The 24,384-nt window shown below is 57.6% G+C and carries 22 protein-coding genes; 5 read left to right on the forward strand and 17 right to left on the reverse strand.

Features of this window, described 5'->3' with window-relative positions:
* The first annotated feature begins 308 nt into the window (after nucleotides 1-308).
* Nucleotides 309-1,778, forward strand: coding sequence for a sugar porter family MFS transporter (locus BIND_RS11990; protein WP_012385339.1), 1,470 nt, complete (start codon nucleotides 309-311; stop codon nucleotides 1,776-1,778).
* Between the two features lie 123 nt (nucleotides 1,779-1,901).
* Here the strand turns inward: BIND_RS11990 and BIND_RS21955 are convergent, their stop codons facing one another.
* Nucleotides 1,902-2,093, reverse strand: coding sequence for a hypothetical protein (locus tag BIND_RS21955; RefSeq protein ID WP_244395876.1), 192 nt, complete (start codon nucleotides 2,091-2,093; stop codon nucleotides 1,902-1,904).
* Between the two features lie 97 nt (nucleotides 2,094-2,190).
* Between BIND_RS21955 and BIND_RS11995 the strand changes: the two genes are divergently transcribed.
* From BIND_RS11995 to BIND_RS12010, 4 genes are all read left to right on the forward strand, one after another.
* Entirely contained in the window at nucleotides 2,191-3,504 is a 1,314-nt protein-coding gene (locus tag BIND_RS11995) for a pseudouridine synthase (RefSeq protein ID WP_280110012.1), read from the forward strand.
* A gap of 122 nt (nucleotides 3,505-3,626) precedes the next feature.
* Nucleotides 3,627-4,640: a fumarylacetoacetate hydrolase family protein gene (locus tag BIND_RS12000; RefSeq protein WP_012385341.1), complete on the forward strand. Its 1,014-nt coding sequence runs from the start codon at nucleotides 3,627-3,629 to the stop codon at nucleotides 4,638-4,640.
* Nucleotides 4,641-4,730: 90 nt separating this feature from the next.
* A complete protein-coding gene (gene rsmD / locus BIND_RS12005; RefSeq protein WP_012385342.1) occupies nucleotides 4,731-5,303 on the forward strand; it encodes a 16S rRNA (guanine(966)-N(2))-methyltransferase RsmD in 573 nt (190 codons plus the stop codon).
* 178 nt (nucleotides 5,304-5,481) lie between these two features.
* Nucleotides 5,482-5,787 (forward strand): hypothetical protein, encoded by a 306-nt coding sequence (locus BIND_RS12010; RefSeq protein ID WP_041778768.1) that lies wholly within the window; start codon nucleotides 5,482-5,484, stop codon nucleotides 5,785-5,787.
* Between the two features lie 68 nt (nucleotides 5,788-5,855).
* On the opposite strand, the gene BIND_RS12015 is transcribed toward BIND_RS12010, so the two are convergent.
* The 16 genes from BIND_RS12015 to nuoE all read right to left on the reverse strand — a co-directional run bounded on the left by BIND_RS12015 (nucleotide 5,856) and on the right by nuoE (nucleotide 24,383).
* Complete coding sequence (locus tag BIND_RS12015; RefSeq protein WP_012385344.1) at nucleotides 5,856-8,204, reverse strand: TonB-dependent receptor; 2,349 nt, start codon at nucleotides 8,202-8,204, stop codon at nucleotides 5,856-5,858.
* Nucleotides 8,205-8,336: 132 nt separating this feature from the next.
* Nucleotides 8,337-8,732, reverse strand: coding sequence for a hypothetical protein (locus tag BIND_RS12020; RefSeq protein ID WP_041778067.1), 396 nt, complete (start codon nucleotides 8,730-8,732; stop codon nucleotides 8,337-8,339).
* Between the two features lie 132 nt (nucleotides 8,733-8,864).
* Nucleotides 8,865-9,482, reverse strand: coding sequence for an SCO family protein (locus tag BIND_RS12025; RefSeq protein ID WP_012385346.1), 618 nt, complete (start codon nucleotides 9,480-9,482; stop codon nucleotides 8,865-8,867).
* Nucleotides 9,483-9,593: 111 nt separating this feature from the next.
* Nucleotides 9,594-11,264 (reverse strand): ribonuclease J, encoded by a 1,671-nt coding sequence (locus BIND_RS12030; RefSeq protein ID WP_012385347.1) that lies wholly within the window; start codon nucleotides 11,262-11,264, stop codon nucleotides 9,594-9,596.
* A gap of 152 nt (nucleotides 11,265-11,416) precedes the next feature.
* Entirely contained in the window at nucleotides 11,417-12,211 is a 795-nt protein-coding gene (locus BIND_RS12035) for a biotin--[acetyl-CoA-carboxylase] ligase (protein WP_012385348.1), read from the reverse strand.
* Nucleotides 12,212-12,274: 63 nt separating this feature from the next.
* On the reverse strand, nucleotides 12,275-13,708 hold the full coding sequence (gene nuoN / locus BIND_RS12040; protein WP_012385349.1) for an NADH-quinone oxidoreductase subunit NuoN: 1,434 nt from the start codon (nucleotides 13,706-13,708) through the stop codon (nucleotides 12,275-12,277).
* Nucleotides 13,709-13,820: 112 nt separating this feature from the next.
* Nucleotides 13,821-15,344: an NADH-quinone oxidoreductase subunit M gene (locus BIND_RS12045; RefSeq protein ID WP_012385350.1), complete on the reverse strand. Its 1,524-nt coding sequence runs from the start codon at nucleotides 15,342-15,344 to the stop codon at nucleotides 13,821-13,823.
* A complete protein-coding gene (gene nuoL / locus BIND_RS12050; RefSeq protein WP_012385351.1) occupies nucleotides 15,344-17,344 on the reverse strand; it encodes an NADH-quinone oxidoreductase subunit L in 2,001 nt (666 codons plus the stop codon). Before nuoL ends, BIND_RS12045 begins: the two co-directional genes overlap by 1 nt.
* Nucleotides 17,345-17,351: 7 nt before the next feature.
* Nucleotides 17,352-17,660: an NADH-quinone oxidoreductase subunit NuoK gene (gene nuoK, locus BIND_RS12055; RefSeq protein WP_012385352.1), complete on the reverse strand. Its 309-nt coding sequence runs from the start codon at nucleotides 17,658-17,660 to the stop codon at nucleotides 17,352-17,354.
* A 25-nt stretch (nucleotides 17,661-17,685) separates the two neighbouring features.
* Nucleotides 17,686-18,294 carry an NADH-quinone oxidoreductase subunit J gene (locus BIND_RS12060; protein WP_012385353.1) on the reverse strand — a complete coding sequence of 203 codons (609 nt, stop codon included), beginning with the start codon at nucleotides 18,292-18,294 and terminating at the stop codon, nucleotides 17,686-17,688.
* Between the two features lie 10 nt (nucleotides 18,295-18,304).
* A complete protein-coding gene (gene nuoI / locus BIND_RS12065; protein WP_012385354.1) occupies nucleotides 18,305-18,793 on the reverse strand; it encodes an NADH-quinone oxidoreductase subunit NuoI in 489 nt (162 codons plus the stop codon).
* Between the two features lie 66 nt (nucleotides 18,794-18,859).
* Entirely contained in the window at nucleotides 18,860-19,888 is a 1,029-nt protein-coding gene (gene nuoH / locus BIND_RS12070; RefSeq protein ID WP_012385355.1) for an NADH-quinone oxidoreductase subunit NuoH, read from the reverse strand.
* Nucleotides 19,889-19,911: 23 nt separating this feature from the next.
* On the reverse strand, nucleotides 19,912-21,972 hold the full coding sequence (gene nuoG, locus BIND_RS12075) for an NADH-quinone oxidoreductase subunit NuoG (protein ID WP_012385356.1): 2,061 nt from the start codon (nucleotides 21,970-21,972) through the stop codon (nucleotides 19,912-19,914).
* A 79-nt stretch (nucleotides 21,973-22,051) separates the two neighbouring features.
* The gene (locus BIND_RS12080; RefSeq protein WP_158304382.1) at nucleotides 22,052-22,324 is read right to left on the reverse strand and encodes a hypothetical protein; all 273 of its coding nucleotides are present in this window, start codon (nucleotides 22,322-22,324) and stop codon (nucleotides 22,052-22,054) included.
* Between the two features lie 65 nt (nucleotides 22,325-22,389).
* Complete coding sequence (gene nuoF / locus BIND_RS12085; RefSeq protein ID WP_012385358.1) at nucleotides 22,390-23,700, reverse strand: NADH-quinone oxidoreductase subunit NuoF; 1,311 nt, start codon at nucleotides 23,698-23,700, stop codon at nucleotides 22,390-22,392.
* Nucleotides 23,701-23,714: 14 nt separating this feature from the next.
* Entirely contained in the window at nucleotides 23,715-24,383 is a 669-nt protein-coding gene (nuoE, locus tag BIND_RS12090) for an NADH-quinone oxidoreductase subunit NuoE (RefSeq protein WP_012385359.1), read from the reverse strand.
* Between the last annotated feature and the right edge of the window lies 1 nt (nucleotide 24,384).

Here is a 24,384-nt window from a genome sequence, read left to right on the forward strand (position 1 = left end):
TCCGCGACCGTGAGATCCTGTCGCTTGTACTTTGGCCCAGAACCTGTGACGAAAGGAGGCGCTTTCTTTTCACCGCCGCCCGATCCGGTGGCATGTCCATAGCGTAGACCGAACCCACCGCTTCCAAAGTGAACGTCAGGAAAGCGGCCTTCTCCAACAAGAGACTCGGCGGCCCTTGGGTTTCGTGCAGGCTTGCTGCGCCCATTTGACAGCCCCGAAAGCCTTGCTATCGCACCTTCTCGACACCAGACACCGAGAGTTGACGCGAGAGAAACGGTTCGGCCTTCTTAAAAGGAGGTTTCGCCCTCATGCAGGAACAAAGTTCAACGCTGCATCAGCAGTTCACTCCTAGCCCTGCCAAAGCAATCGCGCAACTCGAATTATCGCCCTATGCCGATCACATGATGCGACTGGCTGCAACAGTCGCCGCGATTTGTGGCGGTCTTTACGGTTACGATACAGGCATTATCGCTGGCGCTCTCATCCTCATCACGAAGGAATTTCAGCTCCAGGGGACCATGCAGGAGTTCGTCGCCGCGGCCATTCTCGCCGGCGCCGTGGCCGGTGCCTTAGCGACCGGCACCATGTCGGAGGCCATCGGCCGCAGACGGTCGGTGATGGTCATTACCATCGTCTATATTATCGGTGCCCTGGCCTGTGCCGCTGCCCCCGATGTCTGGTCGTTGATCGCCGCGCGTTTCTTTTTGGGACTTGCTGTCGGCGGTTCAACGCAGGTGGTACCCATGTATATTTCCGAGCTTGCCCCAGCCGAGCGGCGTGGCAAGCTCGTCACTTTGTTCAATGTCGCGATCGGCATCGGCATTCTGCTCGCCAATATCGTGGGTTTCACATTACATGAAAGCTGGTCCTGGCGCGCCATGGTCGCCGTCGCCGCGGTGCCCGCTTTGATCGTCTTCATCTCAATGTTTTTTCTGCCGCAAAGCCCGCGCTGGGCGGCGGAAAACATCGGCCTGCACGGGGCTCTCGATGCCTTGCGGCAGGTCCGCAATTGCCGTCACGCCATTCACAACGAGGTCAAACAGATCCAGGAGACCGCCCAAAAGACACGCGATGAAGATCGCGGCTGGCGCGGCCTTGGCCAGTCGTGGGTGCGCCCTGCCCTGGTGGCTGCCCTTGGCGTCGCCTTTTTCACCCAATGCGGTGGGCTGGAAATGATGATCTATTATGCGCCGACATTCCTCTCGCAAGCAGGCTTTGGCGCCTCTTCGGCCTTGCTGGCAAGCCTCGGCGTCGCCATCGTCTATTGCCTGATGACGCTCATCGGCTGCCTCAATGTCGACCGCATCGGGCGCCGTCGTCTCATGCTCATCATGTGCCCAGGCTCCGTGCTGAGCCTGATCGGGCTCGGCACCGTCTTCGCCCTGAATCCTCAGCCGGGCGGGCTTGGATCCTGGCTGATCGTCGCTTTTCTGCTGCTTTTTATTCTGTTTAATGCAGGGGGCATTCAGGTGGTCGGCTGGCTGCTCGGTGCGGAAATGTTCCCGCTCTCGATGCGGAGCCAGGCGACAAGTCTGCATGCTGCGACACTCTGGGGCAGCAATCTCATCGTCACCGGCACGGCCTTGAGCCTCGTCCATGTCCTCACGCTCGGCGGCACGATGTGGTTCTACGCCGGCGTCAATATCGTCTCCTTCCTGTTCGTTCTCTATTTCGTGCCGGAAACGGCGGGATCCTCACTGGAGGATATCGAAGCCGCCCTGAAGGAAAAGCGCTTCAGGCCGGATCGGGAACGGATCGGCATTCTGCAGAACGCCTGAACCGGCTTTCTCCTTCGATCAGGCTAAATTGCGATTGGACTTGATCACAAGAGAAGCAAACGGCAAAAGGGGCGCCTGGACGCAAGGTTTCGAACCTTGTCCGGCGCCCCTTTTCCATTCATTTCAGGTGATCCGCGCCATGCGCAAGACGTCAGACGGCCGTCCTCCCCGCGCATCGGTGGGCGCGGCCCCGAGAAAGGCTGGAACCAAGCCTGGCTTTTCAAAGCCTGGTTTTTCAAAGCCTAGTCCTTCAAGGCCTGGCCCTTCAAAGCCCAGTTCCAAGCCCGGCCCTTCCGCGCCTCCGCGTCCTTCCAAGACGCAAGGGTCCAAAGTCTCTTCGTTTAAAGGTCAGAAACCGCGTTTCGCGAAGCCCGTCCTCGCGGAACAAAAGGACGCGCAAGAGCCACAACGCATTGCCAAGGTCATGGCCCGTGCCGGGCTCTGCTCGCGCCGTGACGCGGAAGCCTGGATCGCGGAGGGTCGCGTCAGTGTCAACGGCACCGTCCTGACACAACCGGGCGTGAGCGTCAGCGACGAGGATGTGATTCTGGTCGATGGCGAAAAACTCGCTGCGCGCGGTCACACGCGGCTGTTTCTCTTCCACAAGCCGCGCGGACTGGTGACGACCAATCATGATCCTGAAGGCCGGCCCACCGTCTTCGATTATCTGCATGAGCGCCACCCAGACATGCCGCGCGTCCTCAGCATCGGCAGGCTCGACATCAATACCGAAGGGCTGTTGCTGTTGACCAATGACGGCGGGCTTTCGCGCCTGCTCGAATTACCGACGACCGGCTGGGTGCGCCGTTATCGCGTGCGCGCCAAGGGCACGACTGATCAGGCCGTGCTCGATCAATTGCGCCAGGGCATCACCATAGACGGCATTCATTATGCCGGCATGGAAGTCACGTTCGACCGCGAGCAAGGCGCCAATAGCTGGCTCACGCTGAGCCTGCGCGAGGGCAAGAACCGCGAGGTCAAGCGTGTGCTGGAACAGATCGGGCTGGAGGTCAATCGCCTGATCCGCCTCTCCTTTGGACCTTTCCAGCTTGGCGATCTGCCCGAGGGAGACGTCACAGAAGTGCGCACCCGCGTTCTGCGCGATCAATTAGGGCCGAGCCTCGCGGCGGCGGCGGGCGTCGATTGGACACGCCATGACGAGGATGCTGCCGAACCAGCAGCCCCCGAGCGCGCGAGAAAAACACCGTCAAAGACCAGAACAGAGGGCAAGTCCGTTACAAAATCCCACGGGGCAGCGCCTCGCCCTTCGTCCAGGACATTCACGAAAGACAAGCCGAGAGAAGACGAACATCCAGCGCGGACGGCCAAACCGGCACCACGCTCACGCAAACATATTTCGCTTCTGCGTGCTGAAGACGAAAACCGCAAGGGTGCGCCCCGCAAGCGCGTCGAAGCCCAAGAAATCGCCGACCGCCATGGTCGCGTGGTCACGGTCGAACATCGTGTGACAGCTGGACCCACGTCAAAGAGGGCCGAACCCGCAACGCGCAACGCAAAGCGTTTCGCTGCCGCCCATGCCGCCGCTGAGAAAGCCGAACGCTACGCCAAATTCGAGGCGAAAAAGGCGAAGGGTTTAGGCGGTGAAGCCCATGCATCTCGCGGCAAAGAAGGCAAGCCGAAAGGCGCTGTCCGCGGGAAACAGGATACGCGGCCCCAGAGCCGAAAGAGCCCTGTCGGCGGCGGCAAAAGTTTCAAGAAGAATTGAACCGCGTTTCACGGCACAAGGCTATTTTTTGAATGGCGAGTTTTGTCTTATGATCATGTCTGCAATGAATGCAGACATGATCATAACGACGCAATGACCTGTCCATTCAGGGAGGAATGATAATGCCGACACGCCGTTCTGTTCTCGCTGCTGTCCCCGCAGGAGTCGCCGTGATGTCCAGCTTGAATATCGCCAATGCGGCACAGACTACTGACACTGGCCCGCATGAATTGCCGAAGGGCGTCACCCTGTTGACGATCAAACAGAGCGATGGAACGGAAACACTCGGCGTAAAAACACCAAGTGGCATACTCGACGTCGTCAAGGCCGGCGATATCCTCAAATTAGAGGCTCCGAGGACGCTGGACAAGCTGCTGCGCACCGGCAGAATGAATGCGCTGGATACACTCATCAAGGCCGCAAACGCTTCTCCCTCGGCCAAACCGGCTTTTCTGGATGAATTTCATATCACCTATGGCAAGCTCTTGGCCCATCCGGGCAAGATCGTTTGCGTGGGCCTGAACTATAAGGCGCATGCGCGCGAAACCGGCCAGCCTGTGCCGAAGGTTCCCGTTCTCTTCAACAAATACAATAATAGCCTGGCGCCACATCAAGGCACGATCAAACTGCCGCCGAAGGATGTTTCCTATAAATTCGATTACGAAACCGAGCTGCTGATCGTCATGGGCAAGACCGCATCGAATGTGAGCGAAGCGGATGCCCTGAATTATGTTGCAGGCTATGCCATCGGCCATGATTTTTCCGCCCGCGACCTTCAATTCGATACGGGCGGTCAGTGGATGGCAGGAAAGACTCTTGATGGTTTTGCCCCCATCGGCCCCTATTTCGTCTCGGCTGATCTTGTTGGTGATCCGAACAATCTCCAACTCGAAACACGCGTCAACGGGGAAGTCCGGCAATCAAGCAATACCAATGACTTCATCTTCAATACGCAACAGATGATCGCTTATATATCGAAACTGTTTCCCCTGGAGCCCGGCGACATTATCTTTACGGGCACGCCGCAAGGCGTCATTCTCGGAATGCCGAAAGACAAACAAGTCTGGCTGAAAGCCGGCGACAAAATCGAAAGTTCAATTGAAAAACTCGGCGTTTTGCGTTTCGATCTGGCCTAATCCACCTCGCTGATCCCGACACGGCATGAGATATGACACCGGCAATGGTCTCATGCCTTCGAAAAAGCTCTGCAAACCAGAAATCAATCCATGCGTATTATCGGCGGGCGTTTCAAAGGTCGCGTCCTGAAAGGCCCGACGACATCAGCGATCCGCCCGACATCGGACCGTCTGCGCGAGACGCTTTTCAATATTCTCGATCATTCCTACGACGATCCGATTCGAGAGGCCAATATCCTCGATATTTTCGCTGGCACGGGTGCCATAGCCTGCGAAGCCCTTTCACGCGGAGCCCGTTTTGCCCTGCTCATCGAGGAGAACAAAGCCGCACAAGCTCTCATAAGCGCCAATCTAAACACTTTGGGCCTCACGGATCAGGCGCAAATCCAGCGGCGTGATGCGCGCAGGCTCGGCCCCCTGACACGGGACGCAAAGTTCGGTTTCGCCTTTCTCGACCCGCCCTATGGCCAGGGGCTCGTCACTCCGGTGCTGGAAAGCCTGCACAAAGGCGGCTGGCTGGAACCCGGCGCTCTCGTGGTCATCGAGGAAAGCGCGGAGACCCCTCTCATCCTGCCAGCCTCTTATAGGCTGGTTGAAACACGCACCTATGGCGAGACGCAATTACTCTTTGCCCGTTATCAGGAAGGGCCGCGCGACGCTTGAGGCAGCCAACGCTACGCAAGCCCGCTTAGTAGATTGGAATCTCAGCCTTTTCCACACGCAGATCCGGTTTCCACTCGATTCTCAGCGCAATCTTGACATTTTTCTTGCATCTTTCTCTTGCGCGCCGCGCCTTGGCGCTTCATGCTGGCCTATCCATGACAGCATGATGGAGAAGACCGTGACCATCATCGAACATGATTTCGGCAAGAAAGATCGCGACAAGGTTCGCCGTTTCTCACAGCTCCTCAGCCTCGAGGCACAACACGAGGCAAAAGTTCTCGCCAATCCCATTCCCTATATCGAACGCGCCACCGAGCGGATTTCGCAATTGGAAATGGCTTTGCTCGATGCCGCCAATGCCGCCAATTTCACGCTTGGCGAGAAACCCGCGGCAGAGCCGGAACAAGTCCTGATCGACAAAGCCGAATACGAGCGCCTCTTGCGCTGCAAGGCCCTCATCGAGAGCGCGATCAAGAAACTCTGACAGGTTTTCAGCGAAAGCCGTGAACAAGGCTGCAAACAAACAGGCGTCTGTTTGTTTGCAGCAGAGGCTTAAAACTGCACGCGCGCTCCAAAGGTAAACGTCCTCCCCGGAAAGGGATGATAAAGCGTATATTTATCATTATTGATATTATCGATCCCGAGATTGATCCAGGTCTGATCACTCAGTTTATATTGGGCACGCACATCGGCCACGATGAAACTGTCGAAGGCGCCGAACACCTGGGGAACGACATCGGTATTATCCAGCGTTGAATATTGCTTGCCGCTATAGCGCATGGCAGCGGTCAGCGCCCAGTTTGGCGTCGGATGATAAGTGACACCAGCTGTCACACGCCAATCGGGTACATAGGGCACATGTTTGCCGACAACTGTCGTGCCGGTGGAACTGGCCCAGCCCGCGTCCTGGAGAATGCGGGAATCGACATAAGTCACGCTGCCGAAGGCATCGACCTCATCAAAAATGAAATGATCCTTCTGCGCCGCCAATTCCACGCCGCTATTGCGGATGGCATCCACATTCATCGTGAAAGTGGTGGGCGTTTGGCTGACACCTAGAAAGCTGGTCTGAGCGATGATGGCGTCGGAGACATTCTCATTGAACAATGAGAGACGCACGTGGCCAGAGTCGAACTTCCGCACGATGGCCAGTTCCTCACTCAGCACATTCTCCGGCCGTAAATCAGGGTTGGGCACCGAAAAAGTCGCACCCGTCGCGACAATCTGATAAAGTTCCGTCACGGTCGGAAAACGATAGGCTTGGCCAAAGGAGCCTGTAATGTCCCATTCGGCCGAGGGCGCCCAGTTGAGCGACACCTTGGGCGAGAAGCGCACGGCATCCAGACTCGGCTGATTCTGGATAGTCGTACTGGTGATGACACCGGCACTCGTCGCATTGGTCGCGAGATTCAAACCGCCGAAAGCCTGCCATTGCTCCAGGCGTCCGCCGAGCGTGAATTTGACATTCTGCGCGAGGCGCCAGGCATCTTGCGCCCAGATGGCCTTGGTGACAGTGGTTCCACGGCTGTTCGTATAAAGGGAATTGCTCGATTCCGCATCGCTGTTCCAAACCGAGCTGGCATAAGTTGGATTGGTCAGAAAATAACGATCGGCATGCAGGCCGAAGCTGATCTCATGCTCGCTGCCCGGCCCCATAGGCCGCCAGATGCCATTGAAATCGCCATTGATCCAATTCGTGCCATCGAGCCGCGCGATCTTGCCATTGGTTGTAAACCCAGCGCCCGTCGCCGTCACGCCATAGGGGCTTTTCTGACTATCATACAGAAAATAATAATTGGAGACTGACAAATCCCAATCGAAGACACCACCTGTATGCGTCTTGAACGAGAGGGCATTGCTCAGATGCTGTTCCGTCAATGTATAATTATTGTTCGCGAAACTTGACTGACCCGCGAATGTCGCAGCCCCGGTATCATCACGCAGATAGGTCTGGACGGATGAATTGGTATGATTGGACCAGAAGCCAATCTGATAGGTCATTTGTAGCCAGGACGTAATATCATAAGCGAATTTGCCGGAAATATTGGCCATCTCGCTATGCAACAATCCACCGGCGCCAAGGACATTGGCCGGTGCGCCAAGCTTGTTCAAGGCGGCAAAGCCGCCCGTTGTATTTTTTGGAAATGTCGCGCTGGTGATGAAAGAAAGCGGCTGGCTATAGCTGTTTTGATAATTGCCGGTGATGAACCAGGAAAAATCACCGCTTCTATTGCCAATCACGACATTGGTTTGATCGGTCCGATAGGTATCTTTCGTGCCATAGCGGTTGAAAGTCTGGAACGCTTCGTTCTGACTCAGGACCGCGATCGGCTTATCGGGCATGCGCGTCGTGATCTGCAAAACGCCGCCCATGGAATTCCCTGGATAGGCGGCGGCAAAGGGACCATAGAGAAAATCAACGCGGTCGATCGCTTCGGGTGAGACGAGACCCCAGCGGGGCGCGCCCAGCGTATTATTATTGGCGATGAGAGCCGAGAGAAGGAGATCATCGGCATAGACGAGACTGCGGGCGCTGGAATTGACACCCCAGGTGCGCGTCGCGAGCGTCGGCTGCGTGTCACCGTAATTGCGTTTGCGCACGAAGAGACTGGGAAAATATTTCACCGAATCTTCCGTATCGATGATGTTGATCTTTTCCGCGATGGTTGCAGCCGTGGCGCTCTGCGATGTCTGTGGCAGCTGATATTTTTGCTTGATCGGCGGAACCGCGGCCGAGGCAAGCGAGGGATGATCGGCGGTGACGACGATATCCTGCAATTCCACAGGCTCTTGCGCTGTGGCCGGAGTCGAGAAGAACGAACTCGCCGAGGCTAGCAAAGTAACAGGAATATGGAGAACCAAGGCGCGATTGCGCGTCGGCCCGCGTGAAGTGGGTACCATGACGGAATTCCGGCGGAGCGCGCGAAGGCGTCAGCTCTCGCTATAAGAAAGAAAGAAAGAGGCAGGCGCGATCCGGCTTGCAGGCTCATGTGCGTCAAGCGGGTTCGGTCCTTGCGATGAGATGCAGTAGCCTCAAGCCTTCAAAGGCGGGCCGCGTGGATGTGCCGCGCTATAAGTCCTAGCAACGCGGAAGAAAACCGTCGCAGGGGGAAAGCCAGCAATCGCAACACTCAGGCGAGGAGTGAATCCGGCAGAAATGTCCGGTGGTGCCAGCCCCTCGTGGCCACCCGCGCAACAGGATAGGAAGAAATTGACGAGCGTGCAGGCATCATCCGGCGCGGCGGGCGCCTGAAGGGGGACCCCCTCATGATGACAAATATCCTGAAGGGCGGAGGCAAGATCGAAATCCGCGCGCGAGGGGGCCGGCACGAAAGCCAGAATGAGTGCATGCAGAACGAAAACATAGGCCGCGAGCGCGGCGATCAAACGCCGCTCCTGTCCCGCCTGCCGTTTCGCCGAATGCCCCACAAAATTCTCCAGGCACTATGCTTCAGAATTGGCGCGAAAGACATTCGGCCTTCAAGCATTGCCTGGGCATTATGACACGATGGTATCGGCGTATCCAGATACCGACCAGGAAGAAGCGCAAATTCTCGGCCGTCAGCTCATTTGTCGCAACAAAAGTCTGCGAATTTTGGCAAGCCCGGTTCCCAGATCATCATGAGAGGCGATCGTCCCCGCGAGACTGCCATCACCATTGATCAGGAAAATCCCCCCTGTATGGTCGAGGTCGTAAGACCCGTCGGAGCGGCCCACGGGCAGGCTTGCAATATGATATTCGCCGAGCATGCTCTTGACGGCATCCACCCGTCCACTCAAACCGATGAAATGGCCCGCGAAATTCTGCAGATAGTCATGCAGCACGGCTGGCGTATCGCGTTCGGGATCGACGGTCACGAAAACGAAGGGAAGCGAGGCGGCTTTGTCGCCCAGTTGCGCCTGCCATAGGCTCATATCGGCAAGCGCGGTCGAGCAAATATCCTGACAATGCGTGTAGCCGAAGAACAGAACCAGAGGGCGTCCGCTGAACCGCGCCTGCGTGACCTCGGCACCATTCTGATCAACGAGTTCGAAAGGGCCACCGAAATGGGCTGCATCGGCTGCATGCATACGCCCACCATTGCGCATCACAGAGCCCAAGGCAAAAACACCGCCAACGAGGATCGTGCCCGCGATCAAGCCTGAGAAAATAAAACGCCCGGTCACGCGCACTCGCATCGGCGATCTTCCCTGATCAGGTGGCCAAGGAGAAAATAAATCCACCGCGAAGGTTTAAACATTTTAGCAGGTCAGCTCAACCTTCGAAGTCGAGCATGATCCGCGTCATTCTCACACTTCGATCACCAGAACATGGACCGCGGGCTTCTTGCCCCAGGCCGCGGCGACGGCATTGCGCACGGCCTTCTCAATCGCCGAGGAGACAAGATCAGCATCGCGTCGCTTCTGACGCGGCAGATGATCAAAGGTCTGAAAGAGAGCTTCGTCAACAACCGCATCGATCACGGCGCCATCCTGGGTCCGGCCCGGCATGCCAGCAATCACCACATCCGGCACGCCGGCCAGATCGCCCTTCGCGGTAATCGCCATACCGATGGTCACGATCCCTGAAAAAGCAAGCTTCTGTCGCGCGCGCAAAGCATCGTCATCGGCCTTGATCAGGCTGTTGCCGTCTTTGTAGAGACGACCAGAAGGCACCTCACCGATAATCGCGGCCTGGCCCGGCGCGAGAACAACGAGATCTCCATTACGGGCGCGCACCACTTGCTCGGCCCCATGCTCCAGTGCGAAACGCGCATGTTCGGCAAGGTGAATCTCCTCACCATGAGCCGGGACGGCGATTTTCGGCCGCACCCAGCGATAGAGCTGTTCCACCTCGCCACGCCTTGGATGTCCAGAGGCATGCACGAGGGCATTACGATCGGTGATGACCTCGACACCGGCACGGATGAATTGATTGATGATCCGCCCGACATCCCGCTCATTGCCGGGAATGGTGCGGGAGGAGAAAATCACTTGATCGCCAGGGCTCAGATTGACGATCTGATGCTCGCCTTCGGCGATCCGCGCGATCGCCGCACGGCTCTCACCCTGGCTGCCGGTGGCTAGAACCACGACTTTGTCACGCGGCAGATGCGGATAGGCATCCATGGAGAGAAACAGGGGAATGCCATCCAGATAGCCGAGATCGCGGGCAATGCCGACGACCCGCTCCATGGCGCGCCCGACCAGAACGACATTGCGCCGCGCGGCCATGGCGGCCTCGGCGACCGCGCGGATACGCGCGACATTGGACGCAAAGGTCGTGACGATAACACGGCCCGTCGCATTCAAAATAATATCCCGCAATGCCCGCGCGACATCGCCTTCCGAAGGGCTGATACCTTCACGCAGAATATTGGTCGAATCGGAGATCAAAGCCAGAACGCCTTCATCGCCGATCTCGGTCAGGCGCTTGGCATCGGTCTCCTTGCCAAGACCCGGCTCGGCATCGATCTTCCAATCGCCGGAATGAATCAGAGTACCGGCTTCCGTGCGGATCGCCAGGGCGCAGCTTTCGGGGATGGAATGCGCCATGGGAATGAATTCGATCGTGAAGGGATCGAGACGCAAAACCTCTCCCTGATCGACAGTCAGCAGGGGAACATCTGGAGCGCCGGGCTCCGCCAAACGCTTGGCCTCGAGCAAGCTCGCCGCAAAACGCGTCGCATAGATAGGGCAACCGAGGCGCGGCCAAAGATCGGGAAGCGCCCCGATATGATCCTCATGGGCGTGAGTGACGATGATCGCGACCAGATCCTGACGCAATTTCTCGATGAAGGCTGGATTGGGCAGGATGAGGTCGATGCCGAAATGTTCCGGCCCCGCGAAAGCAAGACCGCAATCGACCGCTATCCATTTGCGCTTGGTTTTGGGTCCGAAGCCATAGAGGGCGAAATTCATCCCGATTTCGCCGAGACCACCCAGGGGCACGAAGACCAGTTCGTTCGCAACCTCACTCATCGCGGAGACCTTCCCTCTCCACGCCTAGAAAGATCAAAACGTGACGGGGAGAACGAGACGTTTCGGGGAGAAGTTGAGGAATGGAATTCAACCAAGGGGGCTCGAACCGAACTTCTGGACTGTCACCCCAAATCATTCCCAAAAATCCCGTTCTACATTGCCTTTGAATCATCAGAAGGCGGCGCATTCAAGAAAACATCCCCGGCTTCGATCACTTTTTCGCCCTGCGGTCCAGTGAGAATCAAACGCCCTTGTGCGTCAATAGACTTGAAAATTCCCTCGATCCGCCCGTTCGGCCGCACGATTTGGATCGTACGGCCGATATGCGCTGCATATTTCAGCCATTCGACGCGGATTTGGCCAAATTCCTTTCCGCCTGCCCAAACTTCAAGCCATCGCGCCAAACTGGCTGATAGCGCCCGAAACACATGCTCAGGCCCGATTGGTTTTTCAGCCAATGCTGCATCACCAATCTTGACCAAGGCTGTCGCCGGATAAGGCGTATTGTCAGGATGGGACCGACAATTGACACCAATACCGATGACGCAGGCGCGGCCTCCACCCGGAAGCGGCGTCGATTCCAGAAGGATGCCTCCGAGTTTAGCCTCCGCGAACAAGAGATCATTGGGCCATTTGATCCCTAGGCGCGGATCAGCATCCACCAGGGCGCGCACGCTTTCCGCGAGTGCGACACCCGCCACAAATCCTAGTTCCGAAAGATGCAATGGAGGTGCCGGATCGAGCAAGAGCAGGCTTGCATAGAGATTGCCGGCAGGCGAGGACCAAGTGCGGCCCAGGCGACCTCGGCCTCCAGACTGTTCATCGGCGACGATCCAGAGACGACCCGGATCGCCGGCCCTGGCCCGTGCCAGGGCTTCATCATTGGTGGAGCCAAGCTTTTCGAAATGGGCCAGTCGAAAGGCACGCGCGACGGCCTGTTCATCCAAGTCAAACAGCAGAGTCAGTCCTTCGGATAGGAGACAGGGACTCTGCTGCCATGAGCGTCACGATCAAAACAGCGACCTTGCCGCCACGGTGGTCGCTTCCACGAAGGAGCCGGGATAGACACACAAGAGCAGAACGGCGAGACCGGTCACGATCAAAACCGCCGCAAGAGTCGGCGTAGGCCTGTCGAAAGCCGGGGCGGGATCGTCGAAATACATCACCTTGACGATCCGCAGATAATAATAGGCGCCCACCGTGCTGCACAAAACGCCGATCACAGCGAGCGGATAGAGATGCGCCTGGATCGCCGCATTGAAGACATACCATTTGGCGAAGAAACCCGCGAGCGGGGGTATGCCGGCCAGCGAGAACATCATGATCGCCAGGAAGAAGGCCATAGACCCACGTGTGCGCGCAAGGCCAGCGAGATCGCTGATCTGTTCCACATTAACGCCATTGACCCGCATGGAAAGGATCGCGGCGAAAGTCCCAAGCGTCATGACGAGATAGATCGCCATATAGGCCAGCACGCCTTGAATTCCGGTTTCGGTGCCGGCTGCAAGACCGACCAAGGCGAAGCCCATATGGCCGATCGACGAATAGGCCATCAGCCGCTTGATATTGGTCTGGCCGATCGCGGCGAAGGAACCGAGCGCCATCGACAGGATCGAGATGAAGACAATGATCTGCTGCCATTGCGGTTTGATACCGGCAAAGGCGGTGATCATGATCCGCATTGTGATGGCGATGGCGGCCAATTTTGGAGCCGAGGCAAAAAAGGCGGTAACCGGCGTCGGAGCGCCTTCATAGACATCCGGCGTCCACATATGGAACGGCACGGTGGACATTTTAAAGGCGAGGCCCGCGGTCAGGAAGACGAGGCCAAACACGACGCCGAGCGAGGTCTCACCATGCAGAGCCGTCGCAATGCCCGTGAAATTCACAGTGCCGGCGAAGCCATAGATCAGCGATGCACCATAAAGGAGCATGCCCGAGGACAAGGCGCCGAGCACGAAATATTTGAGGCCAGCCTCGGAGGCCTTGACGTCATCGCGATGGAAAGCCGCGATGACGTAAAGCGCGAGCGACATCAATTCGAGGCCGAGATAGAGCGCGATGAGCCCGGTGGCCGAAATCAACATCAGCATGCCGAGTGTCGACAGAAGAATGAGGATCGGAAATTCGAATTTGTCGATTTTCTCGCGCGCGAGATAGGTCTGCCCCATGATCAGGCTGACGAGCGAGCCGATCAGAACCAGCACTTTCATGAAGCGCCCAAACGCATCGTCGATGAAGGACCCATCGAACAGAACCGCCTGGGTTTTGGTGCCGAGGACGAGGGTCAAGATGGCGATGCCGAGCAATCCGACCGCCAGTTCTGTCATCGGCCCGTCGGAGTCCTTACCCCGGATCGCGCCGATGAGAATGAGCAACAACACACCACCCGCCAGGATGAGTTCTGGAAGGGCATGCGCGAGAACGACGGGAAGCGGGGTCATCGATCAAGCCTTTTACACGATTTGGGCACGGGATCGCGACGTGACGATTCCAACGCGATTCCAATTCATTGACGCCACCCCTCCCCTTTTCATGGAGGGGGTGACCGATGGATCAGGGGATGGCAACGGGAGAAACAAGCGATGCCGTATGCGCAAGGGAAAGTGCCGCGTCATAACCCCGGATAAGAGCTTCAACCGACGCCGCACAACCATCGAGAATGGGAGCGGGATGCACCCCATAATAAAGTGTCAAAACGATCAGGGGCGCGAGAAGAGCGATTTCGCGTCCCGAAAGATCGAGCAGCGTCTTCAAGTTCGCTTTTTCCAAGGCCCCGAAAAGGACCCTGCGGTAGAGATAAAGCGCATAGGCCGCCGAGAAAATGACGCCTGTCGCCGCAAAGAGAACAACGGTGCTGTTGATCTGGAAAGTGCCGATCATGGTGAGGAACTCACCGATGAACCCGGACGTGCCCGGCAGACCGACATTGGCCATGGTGAAGATCATGAAGGCCGTGCCATAGCGCGGCATGCGCTCGACAATACCGCCATAGGCCGCGATGTCACGTGTATGCAGCCGGTCATAGACAACGCCGACGCACAAGAACAAAGCGCTGGCGACAATGCCATGCGACACCATCTGGAAGATGGCGCCCTGCACGCCCTGCTCCGTCATGGAGAACAGCCCCATGGTCACGAAGCCCATATGAGCCACGGACGAATAAGCGATCAGCTTCTTGATATCATTCTGAACGAGCGCGACCAGCGACGTATAGATGATGGCGATCACCGACAAGGCGAACACGAGCGGCGCGAAATAAGCCGAGGCCTCAGGGAACATGGGCAGGGAGAAGCGGATGAAACCGTAACCACCCATCTTCAGGAGAATGCCGGCCAGAATGACCGACCCCGCCGTCGGCGCCTCGACGTGAGCGTCCGGCAACCAGGTATGGACCGGCCACATCGGCATTTTGACGGCAAAGGAGGCAAAAAAGGCAAGCCACAGCCATTTCTGCATGGAGGCCGGAAACGCTGTCTTCAGAAGGACCGTAATATCGGTCGTCCCGGCGATCCCATACATGGCCATGACGGCGAGCAGCATCAGAAGCGAGCCGACGAGCGTATAGAGGAAGAATTTAAAGCTCGCATAGATGCGGCGCGGTCCACCCCATATGCCGATGATGAGGAACATCGGAATGAGGCTGCCTTCGAAGAAGAGATAGAAGAGAATGGTGTCGAGCGCGGTGAAGACGCCGAGCAGCAGGCTCTCCAGGATCAGGAAGGCCACCATATATTCCTTGACGCGGGTCTGGATCGATTCCCACGACGCAAGGATACAGAAAGGCATGAGGAAGGCTGTCAGCACCAGGAACGGGATCGACATGCCATCGACACCGAGCTTGTAAACGAGCCCGAGCCCGAACCAGCTCTTTTCCTCAATGAGCTGGAAGGCCGAGGAGGCCGGATCGAATTGCGTATAGGCATAGACCGATAACGCAAAGGTGATCAGGGTCGTGATCAAGGCGGCCCAGCGCGCGCTGGAACGGCTGGCTTCACTGTCTCCCGGCAGCAACGCGATGAAGAGCGCGCCGACGAGGGGCAGGAAAATGAGGGCTGAAAGAATACCGAAGCCGAACATTAGTGCACACCTCCGACGACATAGAAGGTGACGATCGCGGCGACACCGATGAGCATGGCGAATGCGTAATGGTAGATGTAACCGGTCTGCAATTTCACGACGCGCCGGGTGACATCGATCACGACAGCAGAAACCCCGTCCGGTCCGAAACGATCGATGAACCCTTGATCGCCCCTCTTCCAGAACAGCCGGCCGAGCCAAAAGGCGGGACGGATCAGAATGAGGTCATAAAGTTCATCGAAATACCATTTGTTCAGCAGGAAATTGTAGACGAGCGGATTGGTCTGCGCCCAGCGCTGGGCTGTGCCCGGTCTCAGGATATAAACATAAAGCGAGACCAGAAAACCAAGAGCCATCATGAAGGTCGGTGCAAGACCGGCAAGACGCGGAATTTCCTCCATTTGATGGAAAATATGGTTGTTTGGTCCATAGAACAGAGCCTCTTTCCAGAAGCCTTCCTGGCCTTCCCCGATGAAGGAATGATCGAACAAGAGACCCGCGAACACGGCGCCGGCGCCAAGGATCAGCAAAGGCAGACGCATGACGAAGGGCGGCTCATGCGGTTCGAGCGCATGGGCATGGCCATGATCGTCGTGTCCGGAGGCATGGGCATGCCCGTGATCATCATGGGCCGCATGGGCATCCGCGCCCCAGTGAGCCGGACCAAAGAAGGTCATGAACACCAGGCGCCAGGAATAGAAGGATGTAAGGCCAGCGGCGACGACCGTCGCGACATAACCATAGAGGGCGCCCGTGCGCTCAGAAGCGAAGGCCGCCTCGATAATCGCATCCTTGGAAAAATAACCGGCTGTCAGCGGAAATCCGGTCAGCGCCAGCGTGCCGAGCGTCATCATCCAGAAGGTGAAGGGAATGCGGTCCCGCAGCGCGCCCATCTTCCGCATGTCCTGCTCATGATGCATGGCATGGATCACCGAGCCGGCGCCAAGGAACAGAAGGGCCTTGAAGAAGGCGTGGGTGAATAGGTGGAAGATACCCAGTGAATAACCACCAACGCCGAGCGCCACGAACATATAGCCGAGCTGCGAGCAGGTCGAATAAGCGATGACGCGTTTGATATCGTTTTGCACAAGGCCGACAGTGGCGGCGAAGAAAGCCGTCGTCGCACCGATGATCGTGACGAAGGAAAGAGCGACAGGAGCCTGCTCGAACAAGGGTGAGAGGCGAGCAACCATGAAGACGCCGGCGGTCACCATTGTCGCCGCATGGATCAGAGCGGAAACCGGGGTCGGTCCCTCCATCGCGTCGGGCAACCACGTATGCAGCAGGAATTGCGCGGATTTACCCATCGCGCCCATGAATAACAACAGGCATGTGATGGTCATGGCATCGAAATCATGTCCGAAGACATGCAAGCTCTTGCCGGCAAGGCTGGGAGCCGCGGCGAAGACCTGATCGAAGCTCACCGAATGGGTGAGGAGGAAGACCAGGAAAATTCCAAGCAGAAAGCCAAAGTCGCCGACGCGGTTGGCGACGAAAGCCTTGATGGCGGCGGCGCAAGCGGAAGGCTTTTCGTACCAGAAGCCGATCAGAAGATAGGACGCAAGACCGACACCTTCCCAGCCGAAGAACATCTGCACCAGATTATCCGCCGTCACCAAGGTCAACATGGTGAAGGTGAAGAAGGAGAGATAGGCAAAGAAGCGCGACCGTGAGGGATCCTCGTGCATATAGCCGATCGAATAGAGATGCACGAGCGCCGAAACCGTCGTGACGACGACGAGCATGACCGCCGTCAGCGTGTCGATGCGCAAGGCCCAATCGACCTGAAGCGCGCCAGAGTCGAACCAGGGAGCAAGAAGCTCGGTGCGCGCGGGAGCAACACCAAGGCCGACCTGCACGAACGTGATCCAGGACAACAGAGCCGCGACGAACAACAGGCTCGTCGTGACGATTTCCGAGGCTCGCGCGCCAATGACGCGTCCGAAAATCCCGGCAATCAGAAAGCCGGCCAGGGGGAGGAAGACGATTGCGGCATGCATAACCGGCTCAACCCTTCATCATATGAATGTCTTCGACCGCGATGGAACCGCGATTGCGATAGAAAGTAACGAGAATGGCGAGGCCGATAGCCGCCTCCGCCGCTGCGACCGTCAGGATGAACAGAGCGAAGATCTGTCCCGTAAGATCGCCGAGAGAGGCCGAGAAGGCGACGAGGTTGAGATTGACCGAGAGGAGGATCAATTCCACCGACATCAGGATGATGATAATATTCTTCCGGTTGAGGATGATGCCGGCGACACCGATCGTGAACAAGATCGCGGCAACCAGAAGATATTGGGTGAGCGGGACCGTCATGGTTTTCGACCTCGTTCGTTTGGCGTCACAGGCCCTGGCCAGAAGCCACTTTGCGGATTTCGATAGCATCCACAGGGGTTCTGGCGTTTTGAGCCGCGATGTCCTGGCGCTTGACGCCAACCTTATGGCGCAGTGTCAGAACGATGGCGCCGATCATGGCGGTCAACAGAACCATAGCCGCCGCCTGGAATAGATAGAGATATTGAGTGTAGAGCACGCGGCCGAGCGCCATCGTATTCGACATGCCGGGCGGCACGGGCGTCGCAATGGCGGTGACAGAGCCAGAGCCCGCGACCCAGGAGCCAAGGACAAGGAACAGTTCGACGAGAACGACCGCCCCGATCAAGGCCCCAACCGGCAGATATTGGAGAAAGCCCTGTTTGAATTCGGTGAAGTCGACGTCGAGCATCATCACGACGAAGAGGAACAAAACCGCGATCGCGCCGACATAGACGACGACCAGGATCATCGCCAGAAATTCAGCGCCGAGCATGACGAAGAGTCCCGCCGCATTGCAGAAGGCGAGAATCAGAAACAGGACGGAATGGACCGGATTGCGCGCCGCGATGACCATAATGGCCGACACGATCATGACGGTCGAGAAGAGCGTGAAGAAAAACGCCTGAACATCCATGATCGGTTCCTCAGCGATAGGGCGCGTCGAGAGCGATATTCCGTGCGATCTCGCGCTCCCAGCGGGCGCCGTTCTGCAGGAGCCGATCCTTGTCGTAATATAATTCCTCGCGTGTCTCGACCGCGAATTCGGCGTTCGGACCCTCGACGATCGCATCGACCGGACAGGCTTCCTGGCAGAAACCGCAATAGATGCATTTCACCATGTCGATATCGTAGCGGGTCGTGCGGCGGGTTCCGTCATTGCGGCGGGGACCCGCCTCAATGGTGATCGCCTTGGCCGGACAGATCGCCTCGCAAAGCTTGCAGGCGATGCAGCGTTCCTCGCCATTGGGATAACGGCGTAGCGCATGTTCGCCCCGATACCGTGGCGATTGTGGATTCTTCTCGTGCGGATAATTCAGCGTCGGCCGCGGCTTGAAGAAATAGCGCATGGACAACGCGAAAGCGCCCACGAATTCCTTGAGAAAAAGCGCCTTAGCGGCAGAATCGAGTCTCATATCGTTTCCTTGCCGAAGCATGTGCCCTACACCCGAAAGTGGCGGCGCATGTTCTTTTCCGTGGCTCTATTGCCCCATGCCCGCGCCCCAGCCGGTAGCGTGCAAGACGCCGGCGACCAGAACGACCATGAACAGTGAGATCGGCAAAAACACTTTCCAGCCGAGCCGCATCAATTGATCGTAGCGGTAGCGCGGCACGAAGGCTTTCACCATCGCGAACATGAAGAAGAACAGCGAGGCCTTGAGCGTGAACCAGATGACGCCCGGCACCCAGGTAAAGGGTGGGAAGGGAATGGGTGACAGCCAGCCGCCGAAGAACATGATCGTCATCAAGGCGCACATGGTCATGATCGCCACATATTCGGCAAGCATGAACAGCATGTAGGGGGTCGAGGAATACTCGACCATGAAGCCGGCGACGAGCTCCGATTCGGCCTCGACGAGATCGAAAGGCGGGCGGTTGGTCTCGGCAAGCGCCGAGATGAAGAAGATGACGAACATCGGGAACAAAGGAATCCAATACCAGCCCAGAATGCCGAACTTGGTATCTTGCGCCACCACGATGTCATTGAGATTGAGCGAGCCGGCACAGAGCAGCACCGTCACAATGACGAAGCCGATCGAAACCTCATAGGAAACCATCTGCGCCGCTGAGCGCAGGGCCGAGAGGAAAGGATATTTCGAATTCGATGCCCAGCCGCCCATGATGACGCCATAAACGCTGAGCGAGGAAATCGCGAAAATATAAAGAACGCCGACATTCAGATTGGCGATCGCCCAGCCATCGCTTAACGGAATGACCGCCCAGGCAGCCAGTGACAACATGCCCATGACGAAGGGGGCAAGAAGGAAAATGCCCTTATTCGCGCCATCCGGGATTACCGGTTCCTTGAACACGAATTTCAGCATGTCGGCGAAGCTCTGGAAGAGCCCGAAGGGGCCGACGACATTGGGTCCGCGCCGCAATTGCACCGCCGCCCAAATCTTCCGGTCGGCGTAAAGCACGTAAGCGATAAAGACGAGGAGGACCACCAAGAGCACGAGGCTCTTGACGATCATCAGGAGGAAAGGAAGCACCCAGCTAGTATCGCTCATCGCCAACACACCTTGAGTTTACTTTATTCGGCCGCCTGGCGCGCGAGGCCCTGCGCCAGGGCCGCGCATTCAGCCATCACGCCGGAAGCGCGGGCGATCGGATTGGTGGCATAGAAATCGACGACCGGTGACACAAAGGGAGCTTTGTCGAACTCTCCTGTTGCCACAAAGCGCGCCGGATCGATCGCCTCGGGCGCGGCAATATCATCGATTTCAGCAAAATGCGGGTGCGCCGCATAGAGCTCGGCCCGTAACCGGGCCAGAGAATCAAAGGGCAGCCGCACACCCAGGATCTCAGATAAAGCACGCAGGATCGCCCAATCCTCGCGGGCTTCTCCGGGTGGGAAACTCGCCCGATCGGACCATTGCACACGTCCTTCCGTATTGACGTATGTGCCCGATTTTTCCGTATAGGTCGCGCCCGGCAGAATGACATCGGCACGCGCCGCACCCCGGTCACCGTGAGTCCCTTGATAGATCACGAAAGCACCAGGCTCAATGGCGATTTCATCCGCTCCCAGATTGAAGAGCACATCGAGCGCACCAGCCTTCGCTTGCGCCTGCGCATCCAGGCCGTTCACCCCGGGTACAAAGCCGAGATCGAGGGCTCCAACCCGGGCGGCCGCCGTATGCAACACGCCGAAACCGTTCCAACCATCCTTGATGACGCCAAGCGCCACGGCGGCCTTGATCGCCAAAGCCAGGATTGCCGCGCCATCGGATCGCGCCAAAGCACCCTGGCCAATCAGCAGGACAGGCTTTTCCGTCTTCGCAGGCGGGTTTTTGAGAAGCGCCATCAGCGTTTCGGGACCCGCGCCGAGATAATCGTAAGGATAAGTCAGATCGGCCTGTTCGCCGATGAGATGAATGGGGAAGCGACCCTTGAGCCAACGCTTGCGGATACGGGCATTGAAAACCGGCGCTTCCTTGCGCGGATTGGCGCCGACGATCAGCAAGGAATCCGCGTCATCGATTCCAGCGATGGTCGGGTTGAAAAGATAGGATGCGCGGCCGAGTTTCGGATCAAGCTTGACGCCATCTTGCCGAGCATCGAGATTGACCGAGCCTAATTTGCCGAGGAGGCTTTGCAAGGCGAAGAGATCCTCGACGCTGGCGAGATCGCCGGCAATCGCGCCGATACGGGCAGGATTCGTCGCCTTCACCTTTTCGGCAATGGTCGCGAAAGCTTCCTGCCAGGAGGCCGGCACAAGTTTGCCGCCCTTACGGACATAGGGCTTATCGAGACGGCGTGTCTTCAAACCATCGACGATCTGCCGCGCTTTGTCGGAAATCCATTCCTCGTTCACGACATCATTGACGCGCGGCAGGATACGCATCACTTCCCGCCCGCGTGTGTCGATGCGGATCGCGGAACCCAAAGCATCCATAACATCGATGGATTCGGTTTTGACCATTTCCCAGGCCCGCGCCCTGAAGGCCGATGGCTTGGGGAGCAACGCGCCAACCGGGCAAAGGTCGGCGACATTGCCTTGCAACTCCGATGTCATCGCCGTTTCGAGATAGGTCGTAATCTCCATATCCTCGCCGCGACCGATCGCGCCCATGTCGCTGGTCCCGGCGACTTCCGCCGTAAACCGGACGCAACGCGTGCAATGAATGCAGCGGTTCATCGAGGTGCGCACGAGGGCACCGATATATTTATCCTCGACCGCGCGCTTGTTCTCGATATAGCGCGAGGAATCGACGCCAAAGGCCATGGCCTGGTCCTGCAGATCGCATTCACCACCCTGATCGCAGATCGGGCAATCGAGAGGGTGATTGACGAGCAGGAATTCCATCACGCCTTCGCGCGCCTTTTTCACCATGGGGGATTTGGTGAGGACGACAGGCGGCTCGCCATTGGGGCCGGGACGCAGATCGCGCACAGCCATGGCGCAGGAGGCCGTAGGCTTGGGCGGCCCGCCCTTGACCTCAATGAGGCACATCCGGCAATTGCCGGCGATCGAGAGGCGCTCGTGGAAACAGAAACGTGGAATTTCCGCGCCCGCCGCCTCACAGGCCTGCAGCAGCGTATATTCCGGCGGTACGTCGATTTCTACGCCATCGACGATGAGTATGCTCATCTTTCAGGCTCCAAATTGCAGACGCCGTTTTGCGGGTCTTCAAGCCTTGCCCAGGTCTCGATCTGTTTTGACAAGATCATCACAGACGCCCTGAGGTGTTGGGATGCGGATTAGCGGAATCCAATTGCTCGTGGACGAGCCCTAGACGGTGTTCGATCCTGTGCAAGCGCTCATCGAGCTGATCGAGACGGCCACCAAGCCCTGCGAGCAGGACTTCGACCTGAGCGCTTTGGGCCTGTGTCTGCCCGGCTTCGATCATCGTCAAACGCTCTTGCACATCCTTGAAATCATCACGTGTCCGCGCAAAGAGGGTTTCGAGGCGATACAGCGATTCTTTCACCAAGGCACCCATGTCTTTATCCATAGGAACGCCTTTATCAGTGGGAGAAGCCATCGTCGTCGCCACGATCATCGCACCTATTCAGCCGCGACACCGAAATCGCGGATCGGTTCGCTATGCGGATTAGCCGCATATTGATCGATCTTCTTTTCGATTTCCGAGCGGAAATGACGGATCAGGCCTTGCACCGGCCAAGCGGCCGCATCTCCCAAGGCGCAGATCGTATGACCTTCAATCCGGGTCGTGACATCCAGCAACATGTCAATCTCACGCTTTTGTGCGCGGCCTTCCGCCATGCGGGTCATCACGCGCCACAGCCAACCCGTCCCCTCGCGGCAGGGCGTGCATTGGCCACAGCTCTCGTGTTTATAGAAATGGCTGAGCCGCGCGATGGCACGCACAATATCCGTGGATTTATCCATCACGATGACGGCCGCCGTGCCAAGACCGGATTTCAACCCGCGCAATGTATCGAAATCCATCGGCGCGTCGATGATCTCATGCGCCGGCACACAGGGCACGGAAGAGCCACCGGGAATGACAGCCAGAAGATTATCCCAACCGCCGCGAATACCGCCGCAATGCCGGTCGATCAACTCCCGGAACGGGATCGACATGGCTTCCTCAACATTGCACCGCTTGTTCACATGGCCGGAAATACAGAAGAGCTTGGTGCCGGCATTATTCTTGGCGCCAAAGCTCGAAAACCAAGCCGCGCCACGCCGCAGAATGGTCGGCGCGACAGCAATCGATTCCACATTATTGACTGTCGTCGGGCAGCCATAAAGGCCCATATTGGCGGGGAATGGCGGCTTCATGCGCGGCATGCCCTTCTTGCCCTCGAGCGATTCGAGAAGAGCCGTTTCTTCGCCGCAGATATAGGCGCCCGCACCATGGTGGACGTAAATATCGAAAGGCCAGCCGTGGATATTATTCTTGCCGACCAGCTTGGCCTCATAGGCCTGGGCGACGGCGGCCTCGAGCCTCTCGCGTTCGAAAATATATTCACCGCGAATGTAAATGTAGCAGGCATGCGCCTCCATCGCGAAAGAAGCGATGAGACATCCTTCGATCAGAAGATGGGGATCATTGCGCATGATCTCCCTGTCCTTGCAGGTGCCCGGCTCGGATTCATCGGCATTGACGACGAGATAGGAAGGACGCGCCGGATCGGCCTTGGGCATGAAGGACCATTTAAGGCCAGTCGGGAAACCGGCCCCCCCACGCCCACGCAGGCCGGAAGCTTTCATCTCATTGAGAATCCAGTCCTTGCCCTTATCAATCAAGCCTTTGGTATTGTCCCAGGCGCCGCGTGCCATGGCGCCCTTGAGACCCCAATCGCCGTAGCCGTAAAGATTGGTGAAGATGCGGTCCTTGTCCTCAAGCATGGACAATCCCTCTCTTATTTCTGCGCCGGCTTGTCGCCGGGTGCAGTCGTTTTTAAAGATTGCGGCCCGGAGAGACCATCGGTGCCATAGAATGTCGTCAAGGCGGTCAGGCCACCATGCATTTCCGACGACGTCCGCCCGATCTGCGAACCGATCCGCACGGGCCGGCCCGCCGCCAGATCATCGAGCAAGGTCGCGAAATTCTCGGGCGTCAGATCTTCGTAATAATCATCATTGATCTGCACCATGGGGGCATTGCAGCAAGCCCCGAGACATTCGACTTCCTTCCAGGAGAAGAGACCGTCGCTCGTCACCTGCCCCTCCGGGCCGACGCGTTTCTCAAGCACGGCCTTGATGTCATCAGAACCGGCGATCAGGCAAGGCGTCGTACCACAGAATTGGATGTAATAGCGTCCAACCGGTTCGAGGTTGAACATCGTATAGAAGGTCGCGACTTCGAGCACACGAATATAAGGCATGTGCAGCATGTCGGCGACTTTTTCTATCGCCGGCCGCGGCAGCCAATAATCATGCTGTTTCTGAGCCTGCCACAAAAGCGAGATCACGGCGGAAGCCTGACGGTCTTCCGGATATTTGGCAAGGATCACCTTGCAAATCGCCTCGCTTTCCGGCGTGAAGGCAAAAGAGTCTGGCTGGATTTCGGCCAAGCGGCGGTTACTCATG

Origin of the sequence: Beijerinckia indica subsp. indica ATCC 9039 (assembly GCF_000019845.1) — a bacterium.
Taxonomy (GTDB): Bacteria; Pseudomonadota; Alphaproteobacteria; order Rhizobiales; family Beijerinckiaceae; genus Beijerinckia; species Beijerinckia indica.

Coding starts and splice junctions, on each gene's coding strand:
- nuoI (WP_012385354.1), bottom strand. CDS start 18,793: ATGAGACTCGATTCTGCCGCTAAGGCGCTTTTTCTCAAGGAATTCGTG.
- nuoK (WP_012385352.1), bottom strand. CDS start 17,660: ATGACGGTCCCGCTCACCCAATATCTTCTGGTTGCCGCGATCTTGTTC.
- BIND_RS11990 (WP_012385339.1), top strand. CDS start 309: ATGCAGGAACAAAGTTCAACGCTGCATCAGCAGTTCACTCCTAGCCCT.
- rsmD (WP_012385342.1), top strand. CDS start 4,731: ATGCGTATTATCGGCGGGCGTTTCAAAGGTCGCGTCCTGAAAGGCCCG.
- nuoN (WP_012385349.1), bottom strand. CDS start 13,708: ATGACCCCGCTTCCCGTCGTTCTCGCGCATGCCCTTCCAGAACTCATC.
- BIND_RS12025 (WP_012385346.1), bottom strand. CDS start 9,482: ATGCGAGTGCGCGTGACCGGGCGTTTTATTTTCTCAGGCTTGATCGCG.
- BIND_RS12060 (WP_012385353.1), bottom strand. CDS start 18,294: ATGGATGTTCAGGCGTTTTTCTTCACGCTCTTCTCGACCGTCATGATC.
- BIND_RS12045 (WP_012385350.1), bottom strand. CDS start 15,344: ATGTTCGGCTTCGGTATTCTTTCAGCCCTCATTTTCCTGCCCCTCGTC.
- nuoH (WP_012385355.1), bottom strand. CDS start 19,888: ATGAGCGATACTAGCTGGGTGCTTCCTTTCCTCCTGATGATCGTCAAG.
- nuoL (WP_012385351.1), bottom strand. CDS start 17,344: ATGCATGCCGCAATCGTCTTCCTCCCCCTGGCCGGCTTTCTGATTGCC.
- nuoG (WP_012385356.1), bottom strand. CDS start 21,972: ATGAGCATACTCATCGTCGATGGCGTAGAAATCGACGTACCGCCGGAA.
- BIND_RS12030 (WP_012385347.1), bottom strand. CDS start 11,264: ATGAGTGAGGTTGCGAACGAACTGGTCTTCGTGCCCCTGGGTGGTCTC.
- BIND_RS12000 (WP_012385341.1), top strand. CDS start 3,627: ATGCCGACACGCCGTTCTGTTCTCGCTGCTGTCCCCGCAGGAGTCGCC.
- nuoF (WP_012385358.1), bottom strand. CDS start 23,700: ATGCTTGAGGACAAGGACCGCATCTTCACCAATCTTTACGGCTACGGC.
- BIND_RS12015 (WP_012385344.1), bottom strand. CDS start 8,204: ATGGTACCCACTTCACGCGGGCCGACGCGCAATCGCGCCTTGGTTCTC.
- BIND_RS12080 (WP_158304382.1), bottom strand. CDS start 22,324: ATGGGTGCCTTGGTGAAAGAATCGCTGTATCGCCTCGAAACCCTCTTT.
- nuoE (WP_012385359.1), bottom strand. CDS start 24,383: ATGAGTAACCGCCGCTTGGCCGAAATCCAGCCAGACTCTTTTGCCTTC.